The organism is Pyxidicoccus xibeiensis (assembly GCF_024198175.1).
GTDB classification, from domain to species: Bacteria; Myxococcota; Myxococcia; order Myxococcales; family Myxococcaceae; genus Myxococcus; species Myxococcus xibeiensis.
This window is the reverse complement of record NZ_JAJVKV010000001.1, coordinates 222,198-242,058: the sequence shown is the minus strand read 5'-3', so window position 1 is coordinate 242,058 and position 19,861 is coordinate 222,198. Positions and strand designations below refer to the sequence as shown.

17 protein-coding genes are annotated in these 19,861 nt (G+C 71.8%); 10 read left to right on the top strand and 7 right to left on the bottom strand.

Annotated features, from left to right (window positions below; genetic code table 11):
- Window positions 1-178 precede the first annotated feature (178 nt).
- From LXT23_RS00930 to LXT23_RS00910, 5 genes are all read left to right on the top strand, one after another.
- The gene (locus LXT23_RS00930; protein ID WP_253978135.1) at window positions 179-2,110 is read left to right on the top strand and encodes a serine/threonine-protein kinase; all 1,932 of its coding nucleotides are present in this window, start codon (window positions 179-181) and stop codon (window positions 2,108-2,110) included.
- A gap of 47 nt (window positions 2,111-2,157) precedes the next feature.
- A complete protein-coding gene (locus LXT23_RS00925) occupies window positions 2,158-2,991 on the top strand; it encodes a hypothetical protein (protein ID WP_253978134.1) in 834 nt (277 codons plus the stop codon).
- Between the two features lie 13 nt (window positions 2,992-3,004).
- A complete protein-coding gene (locus LXT23_RS00920; RefSeq protein ID WP_253978133.1) occupies window positions 3,005-3,829 on the top strand; it encodes a hypothetical protein in 825 nt (274 codons plus the stop codon).
- A 347-nt stretch (window positions 3,830-4,176) separates the two neighbouring features.
- Window positions 4,177-4,785 carry an adenylate/guanylate cyclase domain-containing protein gene (locus LXT23_RS00915; RefSeq protein ID WP_253978132.1) on the top strand — a complete coding sequence of 203 codons (609 nt, stop codon included), beginning with the start codon at window positions 4,177-4,179 and terminating at the stop codon, window positions 4,783-4,785.
- Window positions 4,786-4,821: 36 nt separating this feature from the next.
- Complete coding sequence (locus LXT23_RS00910) at window positions 4,822-5,469, top strand: glutathione S-transferase family protein (RefSeq protein ID WP_253978131.1); 648 nt, start codon at window positions 4,822-4,824, stop codon at window positions 5,467-5,469.
- A gap of 12 nt (window positions 5,470-5,481) precedes the next feature.
- Here LXT23_RS00910 and LXT23_RS00905 read toward each other — a convergent pair whose 3' ends face one another.
- The 4 genes from LXT23_RS00905 to LXT23_RS00890 all read right to left on the bottom strand — a co-directional run bounded on the left by LXT23_RS00905 (window position 5,482) and on the right by LXT23_RS00890 (window position 9,357).
- Window positions 5,482-6,306, bottom strand: a complete 825-nt coding sequence (locus LXT23_RS00905) for a glycosyltransferase family 2 protein (RefSeq protein WP_253978130.1) — start codon at window positions 6,304-6,306, stop codon at window positions 5,482-5,484.
- Complete coding sequence (locus LXT23_RS00900; RefSeq protein ID WP_253978129.1) at window positions 6,303-6,902, bottom strand: HAD family hydrolase; 600 nt, start codon at window positions 6,900-6,902, stop codon at window positions 6,303-6,305. Before LXT23_RS00900 ends, LXT23_RS00905 begins: the two co-directional genes overlap by 4 nt.
- Window positions 6,903-6,911: 9 nt before the next feature.
- Complete coding sequence (locus tag LXT23_RS00895; protein ID WP_253978128.1) at window positions 6,912-8,813, bottom strand: methyl-accepting chemotaxis protein; 1,902 nt, start codon at window positions 8,811-8,813, stop codon at window positions 6,912-6,914.
- A 103-nt stretch (window positions 8,814-8,916) separates the two neighbouring features.
- Window positions 8,917-9,357 (bottom strand): host attachment protein, encoded by a 441-nt coding sequence (locus LXT23_RS00890; RefSeq protein WP_253978127.1) that lies wholly within the window; start codon window positions 9,355-9,357, stop codon window positions 8,917-8,919.
- Window positions 9,358-9,550: 193 nt separating this feature from the next.
- Between LXT23_RS00890 and LXT23_RS00885 the strand changes: the two genes are divergently transcribed.
- From LXT23_RS00885 to LXT23_RS00870, 4 genes are all read left to right on the top strand, one after another.
- The gene (locus LXT23_RS00885) at window positions 9,551-10,756 is read left to right on the top strand and encodes a PEGA domain-containing protein (protein WP_253978126.1); all 1,206 of its coding nucleotides are present in this window, start codon (window positions 9,551-9,553) and stop codon (window positions 10,754-10,756) included.
- A 4-nt stretch (window positions 10,757-10,760) separates the two neighbouring features.
- The gene (locus tag LXT23_RS00880; protein ID WP_253978125.1) at window positions 10,761-12,443 is read left to right on the top strand and encodes a hypothetical protein; all 1,683 of its coding nucleotides are present in this window, start codon (window positions 10,761-10,763) and stop codon (window positions 12,441-12,443) included.
- Between the two features lie 238 nt (window positions 12,444-12,681).
- Window positions 12,682-14,169 carry a serine/threonine-protein kinase gene (locus LXT23_RS00875; protein ID WP_253978124.1) on the top strand — a complete coding sequence of 496 codons (1,488 nt, stop codon included), beginning with the start codon at window positions 12,682-12,684 and terminating at the stop codon, window positions 14,167-14,169.
- Window positions 14,141-14,857, top strand: coding sequence for a tetratricopeptide repeat protein (locus LXT23_RS00870; protein WP_253978123.1), 717 nt, complete (start codon window positions 14,141-14,143; stop codon window positions 14,855-14,857). Before LXT23_RS00875 ends, LXT23_RS00870 begins: the two co-directional genes overlap by 29 nt.
- Window positions 14,858-14,908: 51 nt before the next feature.
- On the opposite strand, the gene LXT23_RS00865 is transcribed toward LXT23_RS00870, so the two are convergent.
- Entirely contained in the window at window positions 14,909-15,445 is a 537-nt protein-coding gene (locus LXT23_RS00865) for an FHA domain-containing protein (protein WP_253978122.1), read from the bottom strand.
- Window positions 15,446-15,659: 214 nt separating this feature from the next.
- On the opposite strand from LXT23_RS00865, the gene LXT23_RS00860 reads away from it, so the two are divergent.
- Window positions 15,660-17,084, top strand: a complete 1,425-nt coding sequence (locus LXT23_RS00860) for an alpha/beta hydrolase (RefSeq protein ID WP_253978121.1) — start codon at window positions 15,660-15,662, stop codon at window positions 17,082-17,084.
- 24 nt (window positions 17,085-17,108) lie between these two features.
- On the opposite strand, the gene LXT23_RS00855 is transcribed toward LXT23_RS00860, so the two are convergent.
- Window positions 17,109-17,960, bottom strand: coding sequence for an ATP-grasp domain-containing protein (locus tag LXT23_RS00855; RefSeq protein WP_253978120.1), 852 nt, complete (start codon window positions 17,958-17,960; stop codon window positions 17,109-17,111).
- 94 nt (window positions 17,961-18,054) lie between these two features.
- Window positions 18,055-19,668 (bottom strand): serine/threonine-protein kinase, encoded by a 1,614-nt coding sequence (locus LXT23_RS00850; RefSeq protein WP_253978119.1) that lies wholly within the window; start codon window positions 19,666-19,668, stop codon window positions 18,055-18,057.
- Window positions 19,669-19,861: the final 193 nt, after the last annotated feature.

Here is a 19,861-nt window from a genome sequence, read left to right as displayed (position 1 = left end):
CAGCACCCCGGGGCCTGCATGGCCTGGGGGCCGGGAGGGGGACAACTGGCCAAGGCGTGTCAGGGGGGAGAGGATAGAATCGGCTTCAGAGGTTGAAAGCCGACTCTCCATGGGTTCCTCCGCATCCAGTGACATCCCCCTCGGTACCGTCCTGCGAGGGACCTACGAGATAGCCGGCGTGCTGGGTCGTGGAGGCATGGGGACGGTGTTCCTGGCCAACCACCTGCGTCTGCCCGGCCGGCAGGTCGCCATCAAGGTGCTGCGCAACGACGGGGGGCTGGGCAAGGAGGTCTATGTCCGCTTCCGCCGCGAGGCGGAGATTGCCTCCCGGCTGGGTCACCCGAACATCGTCGAGGTGCTGGACTTCGACAACCTGCCGGACGGCTCGCCGTACATGGTGATGGAGTGCCTGCGCGGGCTGCCGCTGTCGCGGCGGATGCGCAAGGGGCCGCTGACGCTGGAAGAGGTCTTCTCCGTGGCGCGGCAGATGGGCTCGGCGCTCCAGGCGGCCCACCGCGCGGGCGTGGTGCACCGGGACTTGAAGCCCGGCAACGTGTTCCTGTCCCCCACCGAGGTGGGCGGCGTGGTGATGGAGCACGTGAAGCTGCTCGACTTCGGCATCTCGAAGATTCTCGACTCGCACAGCGTGAATACGCAGGGCGGCATCCTGCTGGGCACGCCGCAGTACATGGCCCCCGAGCAGGCCCTGGGGAAGAACCAGGACGTGGACCCCCGGACGGACATCTTCTCGTTCGGGTGCATGGTCTACGAGATGCTGGCGCGGAAGCTGCCGTTCAAGGACGGCAACCTGCCGGAGCTCATCTACCGCATCGTCTATGACCCGCCGCAGCCGCTGGAGGCCCTGGCGCCCGGCGTGCCCGAGCAGGTCGTGGACGCCGTCGAGCGGGCGCTCCAGAAGCGCCCCGACGACCGCTTCCCCGACGTGGGCTCCTTCATCGAGGCGCTGACGGGCAGCCCGCTCCAGACGCTGTCGTCCTACAGCGTCACGGCGCCGGTGGCGGCGCTCCCGGTGCGCCCGTCGCAGGCGGAGACGGTGGGCCCGAAGCGCCCGGGGGCGGAGTCGCCCATGTCGAAGCCGCCGACGGTGGACGGGCGGCGACCGGCTCCGGTCTCTTCGCCCTCGGCGGGCTCCGCCAGGCGCCCCGTGCTCAACGTGGCCCTCGATGAGGTTCCGACGGCGACCATGGGCCCGCCGGGAGCGGAAGAGCCCGCCCCGGAGGCCGTGCCCGCCGACGCGAGGCCCGCGGCTGCCGAAGCGCCGAGCGCCCTTCCGCCGACGCAGGTGCTGCGCGGGAAGGGGAGCGTTGCTCTGGGGCCCGCGCCCGCGCCCGTCCTCGTGAAGCCGCGCTCGACGGCGCGGTGGGTGGCCGTGGTCGCGGCCGTGCTCGTCGTGGCCGGCGCCGTGGCGCTCGTCGTGGGGCCGAGGCTCGGAGCGATGCAGGGCACGCAGCCGCCGGTGGTGAAGCAGGAGCCTTCCACCGCCCCCTCCTCGCAGGGGGGAGTGGCGGGTGATGGAGCCGGGCCCGCTTCCCCCTCGCAGGTGGTGGGTGATGGTACCAAGCCCGCGTCTCCCGCTGAGGGCTCGGTGGCGGACGAGGGCGCCCACGCGGCGCCCACCGCGCTGGTGGCGAAGGACAAGCCCTCTCGGCCGGGCACCGTGCCCGTGCCTGACGTGTTACAGCCCGCGGAGCCGCCCCCACCGACTTTCGGGCTCGCGCCCACGCCTTCCCCCGAGCAGGCCAATGCCCGGACTCCCGAGTCGCCCCCGGGCGCCGAGGCCGCGCACAAGGGCCCGCGGTCCGCACGCCCCGCGGGGCCGAAGGGGCCGCCCACCACCATCCCCGAGGCGGCCCTGGCGGACCTCTCGGCGGCGGAGAAGGCGCTGGAGCGCGGCGACCTCGACGAGGCCCTCCACCTGGTCCGCCGCAGCCAGCGGGTCCAGGTCACCGGCACCTCCTTCTCGATTCTCACCCGCGCCTATTGCCGCCAGCGGGACCTCTCCAACGCCCGCACCTCCTGGGAGCGCGTTCCCGCCTGGGAGCGCGTCAGGGTGCGCGGCTATTGCAAGCAGTACGACATCGCGCTCTGAGCGCCGCCACACGGTACGCGCCAGAGCCCCACACCGAGGTGAAACGCTTGAGAACCCTGCTGACAGTGACAGTCATGTTCGTCGCGCTGGGCTGCGCCCGGGGCACCCGCCCCACCAGCGCCGGTACCGGCCCCGTGGGACCGGGGACCGTGTACTCCGCGAAGAGTGGTGAGTCGGTGAGCGTCGTCCCGCTGCTGCCTCCGGAGTCGAACCAGTTCCTCATCCAGTTCCAGGTCCCCGGGGACGACCATGACGGGAAGGTCCTCCTCCACAAGGCCACCGAGAACGGCACGGAGTTCTGGGCCAGGTGGCGCGGCAGGAACCTGCGCCTCTTCCAGGAGCGCAAGGGCTTCAGGAACAAGACGGGCGACTTCATGATTACGCGGCTGCTCGAGGACGGCGTCATCCACGTCACCGTCGACGCGGCGCGCACCGCCGCCCTGAAGTCCGAGGACGTCCAGGAGCTGTACCTGAGCCAGCTCGAGGACGGCACGATTGCCAGGGGCGAGGCCTTCGACAAGAAGTTCTGGACGCGAGACCACGACCGGCAGGTCGCCGAGGCGGCGAAGGCCATGAACGCGGCGTGCGGCTCGGCGGTGGCGGCGGCCATCACCTGGACCGCCATGCCCGACAAGCTGCTCGATGACGGGGAGGCCATCGGCTCCTACTGTGCGGCGCCGCTGGAGGCGCTGACGTCGCTGTGCTCCGACTCGGAGGAGGCGCGGCGCACCGTCCAGGCGAAGGTGAAGCGCGTGGACTGCCGCGCCGCCGAGGCCTTCTCCGGCCGCATCGAGGCGGACACGGTGGTCTGGAGCATCGCCCCCAGCGCCTCCAGCACGAGCGCCGAGCAGAACCAGCAGTTCTTCATGGACAACCTCTAGGAGCGCCACGCGCATGTCACTCACACGATTCCTCGCCGTGGCCGTCGTCCTCTCCTCCGGTGCCGCAGCGGCAGTCGAGCCGCCCTGGGGCAAGGGGCAGAACCTGGGCCAGCGCATGGTGCTGGAGAAAACCTCCGTCTGTACCGACGGGAAGGGGCACTACGTCGTCGCCGCGCCCCAAAAGGACTCCAGCCAGCTGCAGCTCTATTACGGGGACGGCAGCCGCTTCTCCGCCATTCCCCCGGTGCCTGACATCCTCTGGATGCCCAAGGGGGCCTTCCTGGACCCTCGCTTCGAGGACCCCGAGGCGAACGACAACGTCAACAACAGCGGCTTCAGCCTGCGCCCGTACTCGTACGTCCGCGCCGACCCGAAGGCGAACACCTGCGAGGTCACCTGCGGCAAGCGCGCCACTCCGATGACGCGGGTGGCGCCGGACCAGGCCAGGGAGCTGCTGCTGAAGGCCACCTACGCGCCCAGCCCCCAGAAGTACGAGCCGTACGCCCTGCTGCGCGACACGAAGGGCACCTACTTCCTGGTGGAGCGGAGCACCCCGTGGTCCGAGCAGAAGGGCTACCGCGTGTTCATCGGTCCCCGCGGCCGGCTCCAGCCGCAGCAGATGGTCAACGTCATCGCCGACTCGAAGGGCGAAATCTTCTCCACCAAGAAGGGCGACCTGCAGCTCGTGCTGGACCGTGAGCAGCCCTCGCTGTGGGTCGAGAAGAAGAACCGCAAGAAGCTGCGCTCCGTCCCCGTCGAGGAGAACCGCCTGCTCATCTACAACGAGCTCGGCGTCTACACCGGCGAGCGGCTGGGCACGCCCTGCGATGACCTGTAGTCGCCGTACCCTCTGTCCGGGCGTGGACCCCACCCCACCTCCTGAGTCCGCCCGTGGACACCCCACGTACGGATGCCCCGGGAGGTTGGTGCGTCGCGTCAGGGATGACCTATCCTGATGGAGACGAGCAGGAGAGTTCACACAATGTCCACCACCCGTCGCACCTGGAATCCGCTGGAACCGGGGTGCGCCGGGAGGGGACAGGTCCGCTGAACGGCCGCGCCTCCCGGGGCGAGGGGCCGTCCGGGGCCCGGTCCCAGCCGGGACGGGGGGGCCCGGCTGGGACCGGGGACCCGTCGTGAAGTAAGCTGGAAGACGGTCTGTGCCGGGGGGAGGGGAGATGCGCGATGCTGGTGGAGGCACCGGAACCCAGGACGTTGTCGGCCATTCTTTTCACGGGCATCGAAGGCCCGGGCCGTCATTCGTGGCGCGACGAGGCGCTACAACAGCTATTGCGTGAGGAGCACGCGTCGCTGGTGCGCGAGTTGCTCCCGCGCCATGGCGGCCGCGAGGTGAAGCGGCTGGAGGACGGCTTCCTGCTGGAGTTCGAGAGCGGAACCACGGCCGTGGGCTTCGGGCTGGAACTGCAGCGCACGCTGGAGTCGCGCAACGGAGGCGTGTCCGCCGAGCGCCGCGCGGTGCTGCGCGTGGGCGTGCACCTGGGCATGGTGGTGCACCGCGACGGGGACGTGTTCGGCGAGGGCGTCAACCTGGCGGCCCGCATCGAGGCGCTGGCCCGGCCCGGCACGCTCTATGTCAGCGAGACGGTGGCGCGGCAGGTGGAGGGCAGCCTGGCCTCTCCGCCGGTGCGGCTGGGGCGTGGGGACATGAAGAACATCCGCCTGCCGGTGGCCGTCTACCGCATCGACCCGCTGGAGCGGCGCAACCGGATGCCGCTGCTGTCACGGATGCGTTCGTTCCTGGGCCGCCGGAGCGCCGCGAGGCCCGCGAACTGAGACGCGCGGCGGCGGGGGCGTTATAGCGTGCGCCCCATGCCCCAGCTCACGCTCGTCGTCGGTACGAAGAACTACTCGTCCTGGTCGCTCCGTCCCTACCTGGCGCTGGCCCACACCGGGCAGCCGTTCCAGGAGGTGGTGATTCAGCTGGGCGAGCCGGACACCACGGAGAAGATTCTGCGGCACTCGCCCAGCGGGAAGGTGCCGCTGCTGAAGCACGGGGAGCTGGCCATCTGGGACTCGCTGGCCATCTGCGAGTACCTGGCGGAGACCTTCCCGGAGGCGAAGCTGTGGCCCGAGGACCGGACGGCCCGCGCGGTGGCGCGCTCCGTCACCGCGGAGATGCACTCGAGCTTCACGGCGCTGCGCCAGAACATGAACATGAACATCCGCGCCCGGAAGCCGGGCCAGGGCCGCGCGCCCGGCGTGGCGGAGGACATCGCCCGCATCCAGGTCCTGTGGAACGACTGCCGCGCGCGCTTCGGCCAGGGCGGCCCGTTCCTCTTCGGCCGCTTCTCCATCGCGGACGCCTTCTACGCCCCCGTCGTCACCCGCTTCGTCACCTACGGCGTGGAGCTGGACGCGGTGGGCGCCGCGTACCGCGACGCGGTGCTCGCGCTGCCGTCCTTCCTGAAGTGGGCCGAGGCTGGCAGGCACGAGAAGGCCATCGCGAAGTACGAGTGACTCCGCGAGCCTTCAGCCCAGCGCGCCCTCGCGCACGCGGGTGAAGAGCTCGTCGTAGCGGCCCTCCGCGTAGGCGCGCGCCAGCTCCGGGTAGCGGCCCTGGCGCAGCTCGCGGAGGTATGCGTACTTCGCGGCGTGGTAGCCCGCGACGGCCCAGGCCAGGCGGGACGCATCCGCGCCGCCGCGAAACAGCGCGCCCTTCAGCAGGCAGTCTCGCGCCCAGGCCGCCACGCGCTGCACGCCCACGGGCTTGAGGCGCCGCGCTTCCGCATGGGCGCGCAGGGCCCAGAGCAGCGCGTAGCGCTCCTCCTTGGCGGAGCGGCGCGCCACGGACGTGGCGAAGCGGTGCTCGATGGGCGCCTGCACCCGGCCGCCGGGCAGCTTCGGCAGCGCCTCGTGGACAATCTGCTCCGGCCGCCACACGGCCCTGTCCCGGCGCACCAGGCGCGCGCGCCACTGGGTGCGGAAGAGGAAGCGGTGGCCGTCCAGCTCCGCCCAGTCGCGCCGGGGCAGGCGGTAGACGGCCTCCGTGGGAGAGGACGCCTTCCACGCGAGCAGCGCCTGCACCGCCGCGGGCTCCAGCGACTCGTCCGAGTCCAGGAAGAAGACGTAGTCACACGGCGCCAGCGCCGCCACGGCGGCCTCGCGCGCGGCGCCGTAGCCCCGCCACGCATGCGGCACCGAGCGCGCCCCCAGCGAGCGCGCCAGATCCGCCGAGCCGTCCGTGGCGCCGGAGTCCAGCGCCACCACGTCGTCGCAGAGGGCCACGAGGGCGCGCAGACACGGCTCCAGCGTGTCCCGGTTGTCGCGGTGCAGGACGTAGCCGCCCAGCCTCACAGGCCGAGCCCCTTCAGCTGCGCGTCGAAGGCCTCCGCGGTGGTGAAGAGGTGGCCGCGCAGGCCCAGCGCGTTGGCGGCGTCCACGAACTCGGGAAGGTCATCGAAGAAGGCGGCCTCGTCCGGGGCGCAGCCCACGCCCTCCAGCGCCAGGCGGAAGATGTCCGGCTCCGGCTTCACGTGCCCCACCTCGCAGCTCATCACCACCGCGTCGAAGCGCTTCAGCACGGGCAGCAGGGGCTTGAGGTACGCGGCGTGGAGCGCGTTGGTGTTGGACACGAGGCCCAGGCGCACCCGGCCCACCAGCCCCTCCACCCGGGGGAGCACCGCGCCGTGCAGCGTGAAGTGGCTGCTCCACAGCGGCGCGAACTCCGCCATGGGCAGCTCCACGCCCAGCGCGCGGCACACGTCCTGGCGGAGGGCCTCGGCGTCCAGCACGCCCCGGTTGGCCGCCGTCCAGCCCGCGCCCGACAGTCGCTGGGAGACTTCGGAGGCTCCCAGCTCCGCGCGCGCGCCCAGCCGGGCGAACAGCAGCGCGTTGTCGTGGAAGACGAGGACGTTGCCCAAATCCAACAGCACCGCCTTCACCGCCGCCATGCTGACTCCCTAGATGCGGTAGGCGCGCGCCACGTCCTGCATCTGCCCGGACACTTCCTGCAGGAGCTTCGCCGCCCGCGTGGTGGCGGCCAGGCCCTGCTGGGTGTCGTTCATCATGGAGGACATGTCGGTCACCGCGTTGAAGATTTGCGAGATGCCCGCGTTCTGCTGGGCCACCGCGCCGGCAATCTGCCTCACCGCGGCCGCGTTGTCCTGGATGATGGTGGCCAATTCCTTCAGGCGCTCGCCGCTGCTGCGCACCTGCTCCAGGCCCGCCTCCACGCGCGTGTGGCCGGCCTCCGTCATGCGCGCGGTGGAGAGGATGTTGGCGCCCAGGTCGTTGAGGATGTCGCGCACCCGCTCGGTGGCCTGGATGGACTGGTCCGCCAGGCTGCGAATCTCCCGCGCCACCACGCCAAAGCCCTTGCCGTGCTCGCCCGAGCGCGCCGCTTCGATGGCCGCGTTGAGCGCCAGCATGTTGGACTGGTCGGCCAGGTCCTTCACCGACTGGGTGATGCCGCCAATCTGCTGCGTGCGCTCGTTGAGCTGGCCCATGCGCCCGGTCAGCTGCCTGGACTGGTCCAGCAGCGCCTGGAAGCCGCCGAGGCTGTCGCGGATGGCCTGCTCGCCCGACTGGCCCACCTCCTCCGCGCGGGTGGCGCGGCCGAGCACGTCGTCCGCCTTCTCCGCCGCCAGCAGCGACGTCTGCTTGATTTCCTGCGCCGTCACCTGCGTCTCCTGGAGGGCGGAGGCCTGGCGCGTGACGTTGCGCTCCTGCTGCTCGGAGGCGCGGTGCAGCTCGGCCACCGTCTCGCTGAGCACGCGCGTGCCCCGGTGCAGGCTCTGCGCCGTCTCGCGCAGCTGCTTCACCAGCTGGCCGAAGGCGCCCGCCAGCTCGCCCACCTCGTCGTGGCCCGCCCGCACGTCGAGGTCCTGGGTGAGGTCGCCCTCGCGGACGATGCGCGTCACCGCCGCGCGCAGGGCCAGCACGGGCCGGGTGATGCTGCGCGACAGCAGCCACGCGCCCAGCACCGCCACGAGCATGAAGCCAGCCGCCATCAGCAGCGCCACCCGGCGCTCGCGGTCCACGGGTGCGTAGGCCTCCGCCGGGTCCACCAGCGCCACGAAGCTCCAGCCGTCGCCCACGTCCTTCACCGTGGTGCCGTTGAGGGCCGCCACCGCGAGCAGCCCCTCGTCACTGCCGGGCGCCGCGGCGCCGCGCGAGTCGTACAGCACCGTGCCGTCCGCGGCCCGCAGCGCCATGGCGAAGCTCGTCAGCGAGCGCTGGAGGGCGCGGGCCAGCGCCGGCTGCACCAGCTGATCCACCTGGGCCCAGTCGAAGGCGGCCATCAGCACGCCCAGGCGCTGGTCCGTGGTCGGGTCCATCACCGGCACGGCCAGCGACAGCACGCGCACGCCGAAGATGGGGTCCTCCTGGGTGACGCCCTCGCCGGTGGTGCGGCCGAGCCGCGCCTCGCGGAACCAGTGGCTGCTCAGCACCTCGTCCTGCCGGCCCGCGTACGCGTCGCGCAGCGCCGGGGTGCTGGCGGACACGGCATGGCCCTCGTCGTTGAAGAGGACGATGCCGTTGAGGGTGAGGTAGCGGCGCTGGAGCAGCGCGAGCAGGGCATCCGCCGGCTCGGTGTTGCCGGTGCGCAGCGCGGAGCGCACCACCACGTCCTCCGCCCAGCTGCGCGCGCTCGACTCGCGCTCGGCGAGCGTCGCCTCCATCAGGTCCTTCACGCCCTCCGCTTCCCGCAGCAGCGACGCGCGGATCTGCTCCTCCAGCATCCGACGCGAGCTGCCCGTCTGGAGCCAGTTGAGCGTCAGCAGCGGGATGACGGACAGCAGCGTGACGTAGAGCGTGAGGCGCCCTCGCAACGTGAGGGAGCCAATGACGGGAAGAGGCATGTCACTCAGGGCTCGGACGGCGGGAGCCATCCGAGGAGGTTGGCTCCCGACCTATACCAGAGCACTGCGCGGCGCGCGCCCCGAGTCAGCCCTGCCTCCCTGCCTAGAGCACGGGCACTCGCTGAGGCAGCTCCCTCGCCGGCACGTTGGAGTAGTCGGCATCCACGTCCATGAGTACGCGCTGTTTCACTCGCGAGCTGAGCAAGCGTCGGATTCTCCCGAGGAATTCCGGAGGTGCGGCGATGACGAGCTTGTCGAAGGAATGGCTGTCGTGTCCCTTGTCGAGGAAGCCGGAGAGCTCTCGAGCGAAGCGGTCATGCTCCAGCTCCTTGCGGCCGTTGGGCTCGTTCTCCGGGGGAGGGCCGTGGAGGGTGCCCGCGTTGGGGTTGTCCGGCTGGTTGAGCAGCTCGAAGGCCTTGGCCCGGCTCTCCTCGTGCGAGAACTCCTCGACGAGGCGCCAATCCCCCTCCGCCTTCGCGTCGGTCGCGAAGAGCCGTGCCCGGCTTGCGTTGCCCACCAGGATCCAGAGCGTTCCATCCGCCATGTCGTTCGTCTCCTTTAGACAGGGAGATGAGGACCGGGGCCCGGCCCGGCAAGCTTCCGGCAGCGAGCCGCGCCTCCGCCGTGCGCAGGGCAGGCGACCATGTCGCACCCGGTTGACAGCCTTCGAGGGCGGGAAGGGTGGCGTGCGGGCGACTCTCATTCCGTTGTGGGGAGCGTCGGGGTAGAACCAGGGCATGCGTATTCCCGTCGCTCCCTCCGTCGCCCTGCTGGCGCTCGCGCTGCTGGCCCACCCCGCGTGGGCCCAGGAAGGCGGGCTGGGGCTGGACCTCAGCACCGAATCGACACCGCAGGAGCAGGAGGGCCTCGACATGGGGCTGGACCTGCGCAACGACGACCCGAAGGCGGCGCTGATGCCGCGCTTCGTGCTGCTGGGGCTGGAGACGCCCGAGCGTGCGGGCGCGCAGCAGGCCCAGGTCTGGCTGAAGACGCTGGCGCGCGGCGCGCTGTCCTCCGGCATGGTGTCGCTGGGGGCCAACCTGCAGGAGACGCGGGAGCGGCTGGCCGAAGGGTACGACGCCGCCGTGCGCTGCACGGAGGTGGCGTGCCTGTCCGAGCCGGCGGAGTCGCTGGACGCGGACCTGCTCACCACCGCGCGCCTGTCGCTGGAGGACGCGGGCTGGACGCTGCGGGCGTGGACGTATGACCGGGACAAGCGCGTCATCCACGAGGACGTGGTGACGGGGCGCAACCCGCGCGATGCCGCCTTCCAGAAGGAGGCCGCGACGAAGCTGTCCAACCGGATGATGGCGCTGGCCCGGCCGCGCGCCGTGCTGAAGGTGAGCGTCAACGTGCCGCAGGCGGTGGTGAAGGTGGGCGAGCGCATCCTCGGCGTGGGCAGCGTGGAGGCGCGCCTGCCCCCGGGGACGCAGCAGCTGGAGGTGTCGGCGGACGAGTACAGCACCTTCACGCGCACGCTGAACCTCAAGCCCGGCGCCACCGAGTCGGTGGACGTGCGGCTGGAGATTTCCGGCCCGGCGCCCGAGGGCCCGGGTGACGAGGGCGTGGCGGGCGTGGCGGGCAGCCGCAAGGGCGGGCCGTCCATCTTCAAGAGGCCGGCGCTCTACACCGCGCTGGTGGGCCTGGCGGCGGTGGGCGCGGGCGTGGTGCTGGGGATGGGCGCCAAGGACGTGGAGAAGCGCGCGGGCGACGCGGACGGCGACGGCATCTACGACCTGAGCCGCAAGGAGCGGCTGGACGCGCAGTCACAGGCCAACCTCGCCACGGCGCTCATCGCCGGTGGCGGCGTGGTGGCCGCCGGCAGCGTGGCCTGGCTGGTCATCGTCCCCACGCGCTCGGCGCCCTCTTCTACTTCGCTGGAGCCGGGCGGGAGCGGTGGCGCGTCCACGGCGCTCCACCTCGTCGTCGGTGGGAGCTTCTAGACCTATGAACACCTTTGATTCGTGGTTGCGTGCCCTGTGCGGCGTGCTGCTCCTCACCGGGGCGGCGGGCTGCAAGGTGGAGTTCCCCAACGACGTGCCCTACACCTGCGCCACGGACGCGGACTGCGGCGGCGACGGCTACCTGTGTACGGCGCTGCCGAACGACGGGCCGAAGTACTGCTGTCTGCCGGACCCGGCCGAGCTGTGCAACGGCGTGGACGACGACTGTGACGGCGCCATCGACGAGCTGGAAGCCGCCTGCTACGGCGGCCCCCCGGGGACGCAGGACGTGGGCACCTGCCGCGCGGGCCGGTCCGTGTGCGACCGGACGGGCAACATCAGCTGCGCCGGCGCGGTGATTCCCATCGAAGAAGAGTGCAACACCCTGGACGACGACTGCGACGGCCGGGTGGACGAGGACTTCGACCTGCAGACCGACCCCGGCCACTGCGGCCAGTGCGGCAGGGCCTGCACCTTCCTGCAGAACTGCACCAATGGAGAGTGCGTCCGGCGCGGCGAGCTGGACTGCGGCAACGGCGCGGACGACGAGGGCGACGGCGCCACCGACTGCGCGGACCGCCAGGACTGCGACAACCAGGCCTGCGGCTCGGGCTGCGTGTGCCGCAACGGCGCGCGCGTGGAGACCAACTGCGGCGGCGGCGGGGACGAGGACGGCGACGGGCTCATCGACTGCGCGGACCGCGACAACTGCGACAACCAGGCCTGCGGCGAGGGCTGCGTGTGCAACGCCGGCACGCGGGTGGAGACGGCGTGTCGGACCGGCAGCGGGGACGAGGATGGAGACGGCGACCTCAACTGCGCGGACTCCAACTGCCTCGACAAGGAATGCGGCGACGGCCTGCTCTGCCGGAGCAGCACTTCGTGCGAGGAGGGGGATTGTGGCAACGGCGTGGACGACGACGGCGACACCCAGGTCGACTGTGCGGACACCCTGTCGTGTGGTGGCAAGATTTGCGGCGAGGGCTGCACCTGCACGGGCGGCCGGCGGGTGGAGACGAACTGCTCGGATGGCGTCAACAACGATGACGACGCGCTCATCGACTGCGCGGACCCGGACTGCAACCTGAAGGCGTGTTCTCCCGGCCAGCCGGACTCGGCCGCGCGGTGCGAGGCGTCCGTGTGCGCGGAGGAGAACTGCCGCGACACGCTCGACAACGACAACGCCGAAGGCGCCGACTGCGCGGACCGCACGGACTGCGACTACGCGCCTGTCAGCACGCCCTCGGGCCAGGGCACGGTGTCGGCGTGCATCGGCGGCGCCGTCCAGGAGGTGAACTGCTCCAACAACCTGGACGACGACGGCGACGGCGCCATCGACTGCAGGGCTGGCAGCGCGGAGCCCAACTGCGTCAGCGGCGAGTGTGGCCGGGGCTGCCGGCTCGCCAACTGCGTCCGCTCGGAGACCAACTGCGGCGACAACACCGACAACGACGGCAACAACGGCGTCGACTGCGCGGACCGCACGGACTGTGACAACCAGGCGTGTGGCAACGGCTGCATCTGCGACGCGGGCACGAAGAAGGAGACCATCTGCAACGACCGCGTCGACAACGACGGCAACAACCAGGCCGACTGCTCGGACCAGGCGGACTGCCCCCAGGGCACCGCGTGCACGCGCACCAACGGCCAGGCGGGGACGTGCCAGAGCAACCGGACGTGTGGGTGATTGGAGCATGCCGGTGTTCGCTGGTGGTCAGTGCCCCCGGTGGGGTGGGGGCACTGGCATGGGCACTGGCGAACGGCCCTGGGAGGAAGTGGGAGTGTCCTTCCGAGGGCAGCGACAGGGGTGGTGTCACCCCTGGGCGTAGCGAATTCTCACAGGCCGACAGCTACGCCGTCCCTGGGAAGACAGAGTGTCCCGCAAGGGTTGCCGCGGGACGCGATCGTGGAAAGTTCTTCCCATCATGGGCTCCGATGACCTCTTCGCACAGACCGTGCTGTCCAGTACCGGGGGTGCCGTGGGTGGCGTAGTGCACCGCGCCAGCGAGGAGCTGAAGGAAGGCTCCATGCTGGGGAACTACCAGCTCGAGCGGCTCCTCGGAGAGGGGTCCATGGGCCGGGTGTTCCAGGCGCGTCACGCGCGGCTGGGGCGCCAGGTGGCGCTCAAGGTGCTCAAGCCCGAGCACGCGCGCGACAGCGGCTTCGTGCAGCGCTTCTTCCAGGAGGCGCGCACCGTCAACCAAATCAACCACGAGCACATCGTGGAGATTTTCGACTTCGTGGACGAGGGCGAGGGCGGCCACGTCTACTGCGTCATGGAGCTGTTGCGCGGGCAGAGCCTGGGCTCGCTGCTGCAGGAGGAGAAGCTGACGCTCGCGCGCATCCAGCGCATCGCCGTGCAGGTGTGCGCGGCGCTGGGGGCGGCCCACCAGGTGGGCGTGGTGCACCGGGACATCAAGCCGGACAACCTCTTCATCATCCACCGCGCCGGTCAGCCGGACTTCGTGAAGGTGCTGGACTTCGGCGTGGCGAAGCTCCTCACGTCCGAGGGGAACACCACCGGGACGATGGACGGCACCATCATCGGCACGCCCGCGTACATGGCGCCGGAGCAGGCCGCGGGGCTGCCGGTGGACGCGCGCTCGGACGTGTACGCGGTGGGCAACATCCTCTACGAGATGCTCTCCGGGCGGCCGCCCTTCCAGGCCCCGGCCTTCGGCCAGCTGGTGGTGCAGATCATCACCCAGCCGCCGCCGCCGCTGCCCGCGCTGCTGCCGTCCGGCGAGCCCCTGCCGCCGCAGCTCTCCTCGCTGGTCATGCGCTGCCTGGCGAAGGAGCAGGACGCGCGGCCGGCGAGCCTGGCGGAGGTGACGACGTCGCTGCTGCTGCTGCCCGCCTCGGGGACGGCCGCGGAGGGCGCTGCCCTGCAGGCGGCGCATGACGCGTCGGAGCGGCCGACGAAGCGGATGCACGCGCTGGCGGGGCCGCTGCGCCCCCACGTCGTGGTGGCCGCGGGCGCGGCGGTGCTGGCGTTGGTGTCCGGCATCCTCACCTGGAACGGGCTCCAGTCCGCGCGCGAGCCCGGCGGCCTCGCGGCCGGGGTGGCCTCGGCGGTGGCGGCGGTGGCCCCGTCGGCCATCCAGGGGCCCGTCACGCTCACGGTGCGCTCCTTCCCGGAGGGCGCGCAGGTGAAGCGGGCGGACACGGGCGAGGTGCTGGGCATCACGCCCATGGTGAAGCAGCTGCCCGCGGCCAATGGGCCCATCGGCCTGAGGGTGGAGCTGGCCGGCTACGTCCCGCTCGAGCGGGAGGTGAAGCTGGACACGCATGCGGAGGTGGAGTTTCCGCTCGCCAAGGCGCAGACGGCGCCGCGCCAGGTGCCGGGCTCCTCGCGGCCGGCGTCGAAGAAGAAGGGGGTGCGGGATGCGGTCATCGACCCGTTCGCTCCGTAGTGGCGGCGTGCTGGCCCTGCTGGGGCTGCTGCTGCTCGGCCTGCCGCAACCCGCGCGGGCGGAGACGGCGGACGCGGAGGTCCAGGCGCGCGCGCACTTCGCCGAGGGCAACATGGCGTACGACGTGGGCGACTTCAGCAACGCGCTGAAGTCCTTCACGGAGGCCTACCGGCTCAAGCCGCTGCCCGGCTTCCTCTTCAACATGGCCCAGTGCCACCGGCAGCTGGGGCAGTACTCGCGCGCGGCCTTCTTCTACCGGCGCTACCTGGCGCTCGCGCCGGACGAGGACTCCGCGCCGGACGCGCGCGAGCTGGTGGCGGAGATGGAGACGCGGGCGCGGGAGCAGGAGTCCCGGCGGCTGGAGCGCGAGCGCGCCGAGCGCGACAGGGCCGTGCAGCAGGCCCGCGCCCAGGCGGCGAAGGCCGAAGCGGAGGCCGCGGCCCGGCGCCGCGCGGAGCGCGAGGCGGAGCAGCAGTCGCTGTCCGTGCGCACGACGGAGGCCCTCAGCCAGCCCATGCCCCAGGGCATGACGCAGCACGGGGCGGTCTCCAAGCCCTGGACGCGCAAGTGGTGGGTGTGGGCCGGCGCGGGAGCCGCGGCGGCGCTCGTCACCACTGGCGTCATCATGGCCACCCAGGGCCCGGATGCCCGCTCCACGTCCCTGGGTACGGTGGGCCGGCCCCGGTAGTCCCGCCGTGGCCGCGGCACGCCGCCGCGTCCGGTGCAGGGCGCCCCTCCGTCAGCGGGGCATGGCGGCCTGGGCCATCACCTGGGCGGCGATGCGGCCGATGCGCTCGTTGAAGCCCTCCGCGTCATGGAAGGTGAGGCGCACGTCGCCCACGTGGAGCTGGATGCCCTGGCGCAGCAGGACGGGCTGCTCCGGCTCCATGGCCACGCCCTCCACCGCCACCGGGCGTGAGCCGGGCATGCGCGTCACCTGCCACTGCCCGTCCGGGGTGGGGGCGAGCTGGAGCTGCTCGCGGGACACCGTGGCGTCGTTGACGACCATGGCGTTGTGCGAGGCGCGGCCCAGCCGCATGGGGCCCCGCTCGGCCATGGCCACCAGCTCGAAGCACATGGCGTCCCCGGCGGGCAGGCAGTCCTTCAGGTCCGTCAGCGGCAGCCGCGTGGCCGCCACGTTGCCCTCCAGAGTCTCGGGGACGTTCCAGGCGCCAGCCTCCCACACCAGCCACGGGTGTGGGTACTTGGCGCGGAACTTCTCCTTGAGTGCCATGTGCTGACGCACGAGGAGAGACAGCAGGAGAGCGCGAGCCATGAGTACTCCATAACCTCCCTCACCTCACAGTGGGGACACAAGGCGCGTCGCGCCGTCCTCGTGTCCACGAGTGGGCGGAAGGCCGGGCCGGGGGGCCCCACTCGCGTGCGGGCCGGGGGCTGTAGTACACCCACGCCCACATGCTGTCGCAGGTCCCATGCGGCGCCTGCTGATCGCCCCTCCAAACAAGGCAGTCCTGCCTCCTGGAAACGTGATGCGCCGTCTGTCCGCCGTCGTGCTGTCCGCGGTCCTGTGGGCCGCCTGTGATGATTACTCGGGCTTCAACTACCAGCCGCCCACGCCCTTCACCCAGACGTTCCCCGACGGGGGCACCGCGACGGATGCGGGGCCGGACGTGGAGCCCTGGGCCTGCCAGCGGGCCACGACGGTGCATGGCGCCCAGGTGTCGCTGCTGGTGGAGCTGCAACTGGACATGGCCCGCGCCACCGCGGGCGAGCAGCGCATTGCCGCCATCGACCGCTTCGTGGCGGCGGTGGCGGAGCAGGGCGGCACGCCGCTGGTGAGCGACGCGAAGGCGAGCGAGGCCCGGGTGGCCTTCTTCCTGCGCGGCCACCAGTGGCGGGACACCTTCGTGGCGGGCGACTTCAACGCGTGGTCCAAGACGGCCACGCCGCTGGTGCAGGTGCGCGACACGGACCTGTACCTGGCGGAGGTGGTGGTGCCGCGCACGGGCCCTCAGGCCTACAAGCTGGTGAAGGGCAGCACCTTCTTCCCGGACCCGGGCGCGCGCCACGTGGTGTGGGACGGCATCAACAACAACGACGTGGGCAGCTTCAACTCGCTCATCTACCCGGGGCTGCAGGACGCGACGAAGGGCCGGCTCACCGCGTGGTACGGCGTGCGCTCCACCACGCTGGGCGACGCGCGCGACGTCTTCGTCTACACGCCCGCGGTGTACGACGGGAAGGCCTGCCCGTCGCTGCCGGTGATGTACTTCCACGACGGCAACGAGAGCCTCACCCGCCAGTCCTTCGCGGAGGCGGCGGACGCGCACTATGCGGCCCGGCCCCAGGACTCGGCGGTGCTCGTGTTCGTGGCGCTGCCCAACCAGGGCGTGCGCCTGGCGCAGTACAGCTTCCCGCCCAAGAAGGACCCGAGCTGGCCCACCCCGCTGGGCGACGAGTACCTGGACTTCATCGCGAAGGACCTGATGCCGCGCGTGGAGTCGTCCCTGCGCGTGAAGACGGGGCCGCAGGACACCGGCATCGCCGGCGCGTCGCTGGGCGGCCTCATCTCCGTGTACGCGGGCTTCAAGTTCCCGGAGAAGTTCGGCTTCGTGGGCACCCAGTCCGGCACGCTCTTCTGGCCGCATGACGGCGAGGTGGACCGCGACGACGGCAACGCCATGGTGGTGCGCGCGGCCGCGGACCCGGTGGTGCCGGTGCGCTTCTATGTGGACCACGGCTCGCCCACCACCGGGTGCACGCGCGATGGCGAGCCGGGGGGCGACGACTGCCAGTCCAACCTCCAGTTCCTCGCCGCGCTGAAGGGCCGCGGCTACAGCGTGGTCCACTGGAACGAGCCGGGCGCGCCGCACGACTGGGCCTTCTGGAAGAAGCGCCTGCCGAAGCTGCTGTGCACCTTCCGCGACGCGGACCCCGAGGCCTGCAAGCCCTAGCGAAGCGCGCCGAGCTTCACAGCCTCACAGCTTCGCGGCGATGGCCCGGGCCAGCCGGCCCGGTGCCCCCGCGTCCAGCGAGAGGAAGAGGCACGGCTCCGTGACTTCCACCTCCTGCAGCCGCGTGCGGCCCTCGTTGTCGGTGGCCACGTCCACGCGGGCGTAGAGCAGGGGGCGCGCCATGGCCTCCATGACGGACTCGGCCAGCCGCAGCTCGGCCCGGTCCTCCGGGGTGAAGGCGCGGGGCTCGGAGAAGCCGCGCGGTGCGCTCTTGAGGGTGGGTGGCCGGTGCACCGCGTGGCTGAGCGCGCCGTCGAAGAAGATGTAGCTGCGCTCGCCCTCCGTCTCGAAGGCGCGCAGGTAGGGCTGCACCATGACCTCGCAGCCGGTGGCCAGCTCCGCCACCAGCGCGGTGGCGGCCCGGGCCTCCGCGCGCGGGAGGATGTGCGTCTTCAGCGCGCCCGCGGACACGGCGGGCTTGAGCACCACGGCGTCCCAGCCGCGCTCGCGCATCAGCGCGTCCACGTCCAGCGTGGCCCCGCGCGCCACCCAGACGGTGGGCGTCACCGGGACGCCCTTCGCCTCCAGCTCGCGCAGGTAGAGCTTGTGGGTGTTCCAGCGCAGCGTCTCCGCGGGGTTGAAGAGGCGGGTGAGCTTGCCCACCTTCTCCGCCCAGGCGACGAAGGTGTCACGGCGCAGGTGGCTGTCCCAGGTGGAGCGCACCACCGCCGCGCGCACGGTGCGCCAGTCCACGGCGGGGTCGTCCCAGATGACCGGCCGGGCGTCCAGGCCCAGCTCCCGCAGCGCGGGCAGCAGGGGGCTGTCGAAGGGTTCGAGCTGGGGAAGGCCGGAGAAGGTAAGGACGGCGACGTCCAAGGTGGAAGCTCCCGGGAAGAATCGTGCGGCACCTTGTAGCCGAGACGCCGCGGCGGCGCAGGCCTTCCACCGCCGGCTCCCCGGCCGCTGGGCCTCACACCCGCGCGGTGAGCTTGCGGCTCTCGTGCAGGCCCGGCATGTCCTCGGCGGCGGGCTCCTCGGGGCGGCGCGCCTGCTCCAGCGCGTCACGCGCCGCCTGCGCCAGCACGGCCTGCCCCCGGGGGTAGGGCGCGGCCGCGCCTTCCAGCATGAGCAGCTCCGCGCGCAGGTCCGCGCCGCTGGCGGTGCGCCGCGCCGGGTCCTTCTCCAAGAGCCGCATCACCACCGCGTCCAGCGCGGGGGGCACCTCCGGGTTGAAGCGCGAGGGCGGCTCCGGCGTCTGGTCCACCGAGGCGCGCAGCAGCGCTTCCTGCGTCTGGCCCTGCAGCGCGCGCCGGCCGGTGAGGGCCTCGTACAGGGTGAGGCCCAGGGCGAAGAGGTCCGCGCGCCCGTCGAAGGGGCGGCCCATGGCCTGCTCCGGCGCCATGTAGCCCACCTTGCCGCGCACGCTGCCGGCCACGGTGAGCTGGGCGCGCGCCGCGCCCCGGGCGATGCCGAAGTCCGACAGCTTCACCTCGCCGAAGCGGGACACCAGCACGTTGGGCGGGTTGACGTCGCGGTGCACCAGCCGCAGCGGCTGGCCGTCCGGGCCGGTGCGCCGGTGGAGGTAGTCCAGCGCGGCGGCCAGCTCCGCGGCGATGAAGGTCGCCGCCGCCAGGGGCAGCGGCCGGCGCCCCAGGGCCCGGGCCAGGCTGCTCAGGGGCATGCCGTCCACGAACTCCATGGCGAGGAAGTAGGTGCCGCCGTGGCGCCCCAAATCAAACACCTGGACGATGTTGGGGTGGTTGAGCGAGGAGCACAGCTCCGCCTCCTGCCGGAAGAGGGTGACGAACTCCTCGTTGTCCGTGAAGGAGGGGAGGATGCGCTTGAGGGCCACCTGCTTCTGGAAGCCGCCCTCGGGGCAGTAGGTGGCGCGGTACACCTCCGCCATGCCACCGGCGCCCACGCGCTCGTGCAGCACGTACTTGCCCATGACCTCCTGCTCGCGCAGGGCGGACAGCGCGCCGCGGGTGAGCTGGAGGAAGTGGCGCGCCAGCGTGGCGGTGAAGACGCCGGCCGCCACGAAGAAGAAGGCGCGCGTGGCGATGAAGCGTGGCGAGAGGGTGATGAGGACCTCCTCGGGCAGCAGCGGCCGCACGAAGAGGAAGTAGATGCCCAGGTACTCGGCGGCCACCAGGATGCCGGCGGCCAGCGCCAGCCGCGGGTTGCTGCGCAGCGTGGCCAGTGTAATCAGTGTCGGCCAGATGACGAGCGTGGGCGCGGTGAGCGCGTAGATGGGCCCCTGGTAGCGCAGGTCGAACGCCAGCACCACCGCGGGGATGCTCACCTCGATGGCCACGTTGATCCACGGGATGGCCGGGTGGAAGGCGCCCGAGCGCAGCACCCGCCACAGCACCGTGTAGTAGACACACAGCACCGCCGACAGCCCCATCAGCGCCTGCGTCAGCCCCCAGCCGATGGACGGCCCCAGCGCCGCGGCCACCACCACCGACGCGCCGGACAGGCCCGCCATGAAGCGCGCCACGGACAGCTCCCGCGCCTGCGCGTCCCGCCGCAGGTGGCTGTCCAGGAAGCGCGAGACGGGACTCGTCAGCGTGTGGGGAGTCATGAAGTACCGACTCTATATAAAGGTGGGAAGCCCGACGCCTTCGCACCTGGCGTGCGGTGGCGGCGCACTCGCGGCCACATGTGCCCCTGTTGTCCGCAGGAGGGCACCGAACCTGGGGCGTAAGGTGTCGCTGAAATGTTCCACGGGGTACGCTCTCGCGCGTGCCAAGGACCGGCCACCTTCTATCTGGCGG

What these genes read in the sequence shown, in the direction of transcription:
- LXT23_RS00920 (WP_253978133.1), top strand. Translation starts at nt 3,005, where the DNA reads ATGTCACTCACACGATTCCTCGCCGTGGCCGTCGTCCTCTCCTCCGGT.
- LXT23_RS00915 (WP_253978132.1), top strand. Translation starts at nt 4,177, where the DNA reads ATGCTGGTGGAGGCACCGGAACCCAGGACGTTGTCGGCCATTCTTTTC.
- LXT23_RS00910 (WP_253978131.1), top strand. Translation starts at nt 4,822, where the DNA reads ATGCCCCAGCTCACGCTCGTCGTCGGTACGAAGAACTACTCGTCCTGG.
- LXT23_RS00900 (WP_253978129.1), bottom strand. Translation starts at nt 6,902, where the DNA reads ATGGCGGCGGTGAAGGCGGTGCTGTTGGATTTGGGCAACGTCCTCGTC.
- LXT23_RS00895 (WP_253978128.1), bottom strand. Translation starts at nt 8,813, where the DNA reads ATGCCTCTTCCCGTCATTGGCTCCCTCACGTTGCGAGGGCGCCTCACG.
- LXT23_RS00890 (WP_253978127.1), bottom strand. Translation starts at nt 9,357, where the DNA reads ATGGCGGATGGAACGCTCTGGATCCTGGTGGGCAACGCAAGCCGGGCA.
- LXT23_RS00885 (WP_253978126.1), top strand. Translation starts at nt 9,551, where the DNA reads ATGCGTATTCCCGTCGCTCCCTCCGTCGCCCTGCTGGCGCTCGCGCTG.
- LXT23_RS00880 (WP_253978125.1), top strand. Translation starts at nt 10,761, where the DNA reads ATGAACACCTTTGATTCGTGGTTGCGTGCCCTGTGCGGCGTGCTGCTC.
- LXT23_RS00875 (WP_253978124.1), top strand. Translation starts at nt 12,682, where the DNA reads ATGGGCTCCGATGACCTCTTCGCACAGACCGTGCTGTCCAGTACCGGG.
- LXT23_RS00870 (WP_253978123.1), top strand. Translation starts at nt 14,141, where the DNA reads ATGCGGTCATCGACCCGTTCGCTCCGTAGTGGCGGCGTGCTGGCCCTG.
- LXT23_RS00865 (WP_253978122.1), bottom strand. Translation starts at nt 15,445, where the DNA reads ATGGCTCGCGCTCTCCTGCTGTCTCTCCTCGTGCGTCAGCACATGGCA.
- LXT23_RS00860 (WP_253978121.1), top strand. Translation starts at nt 15,660, where the DNA reads ATGCGCCGTCTGTCCGCCGTCGTGCTGTCCGCGGTCCTGTGGGCCGCC.
- LXT23_RS00850 (WP_253978119.1), bottom strand. Translation starts at nt 19,668, where the DNA reads ATGACTCCCCACACGCTGACGAGTCCCGTCTCGCGCTTCCTGGACAGC.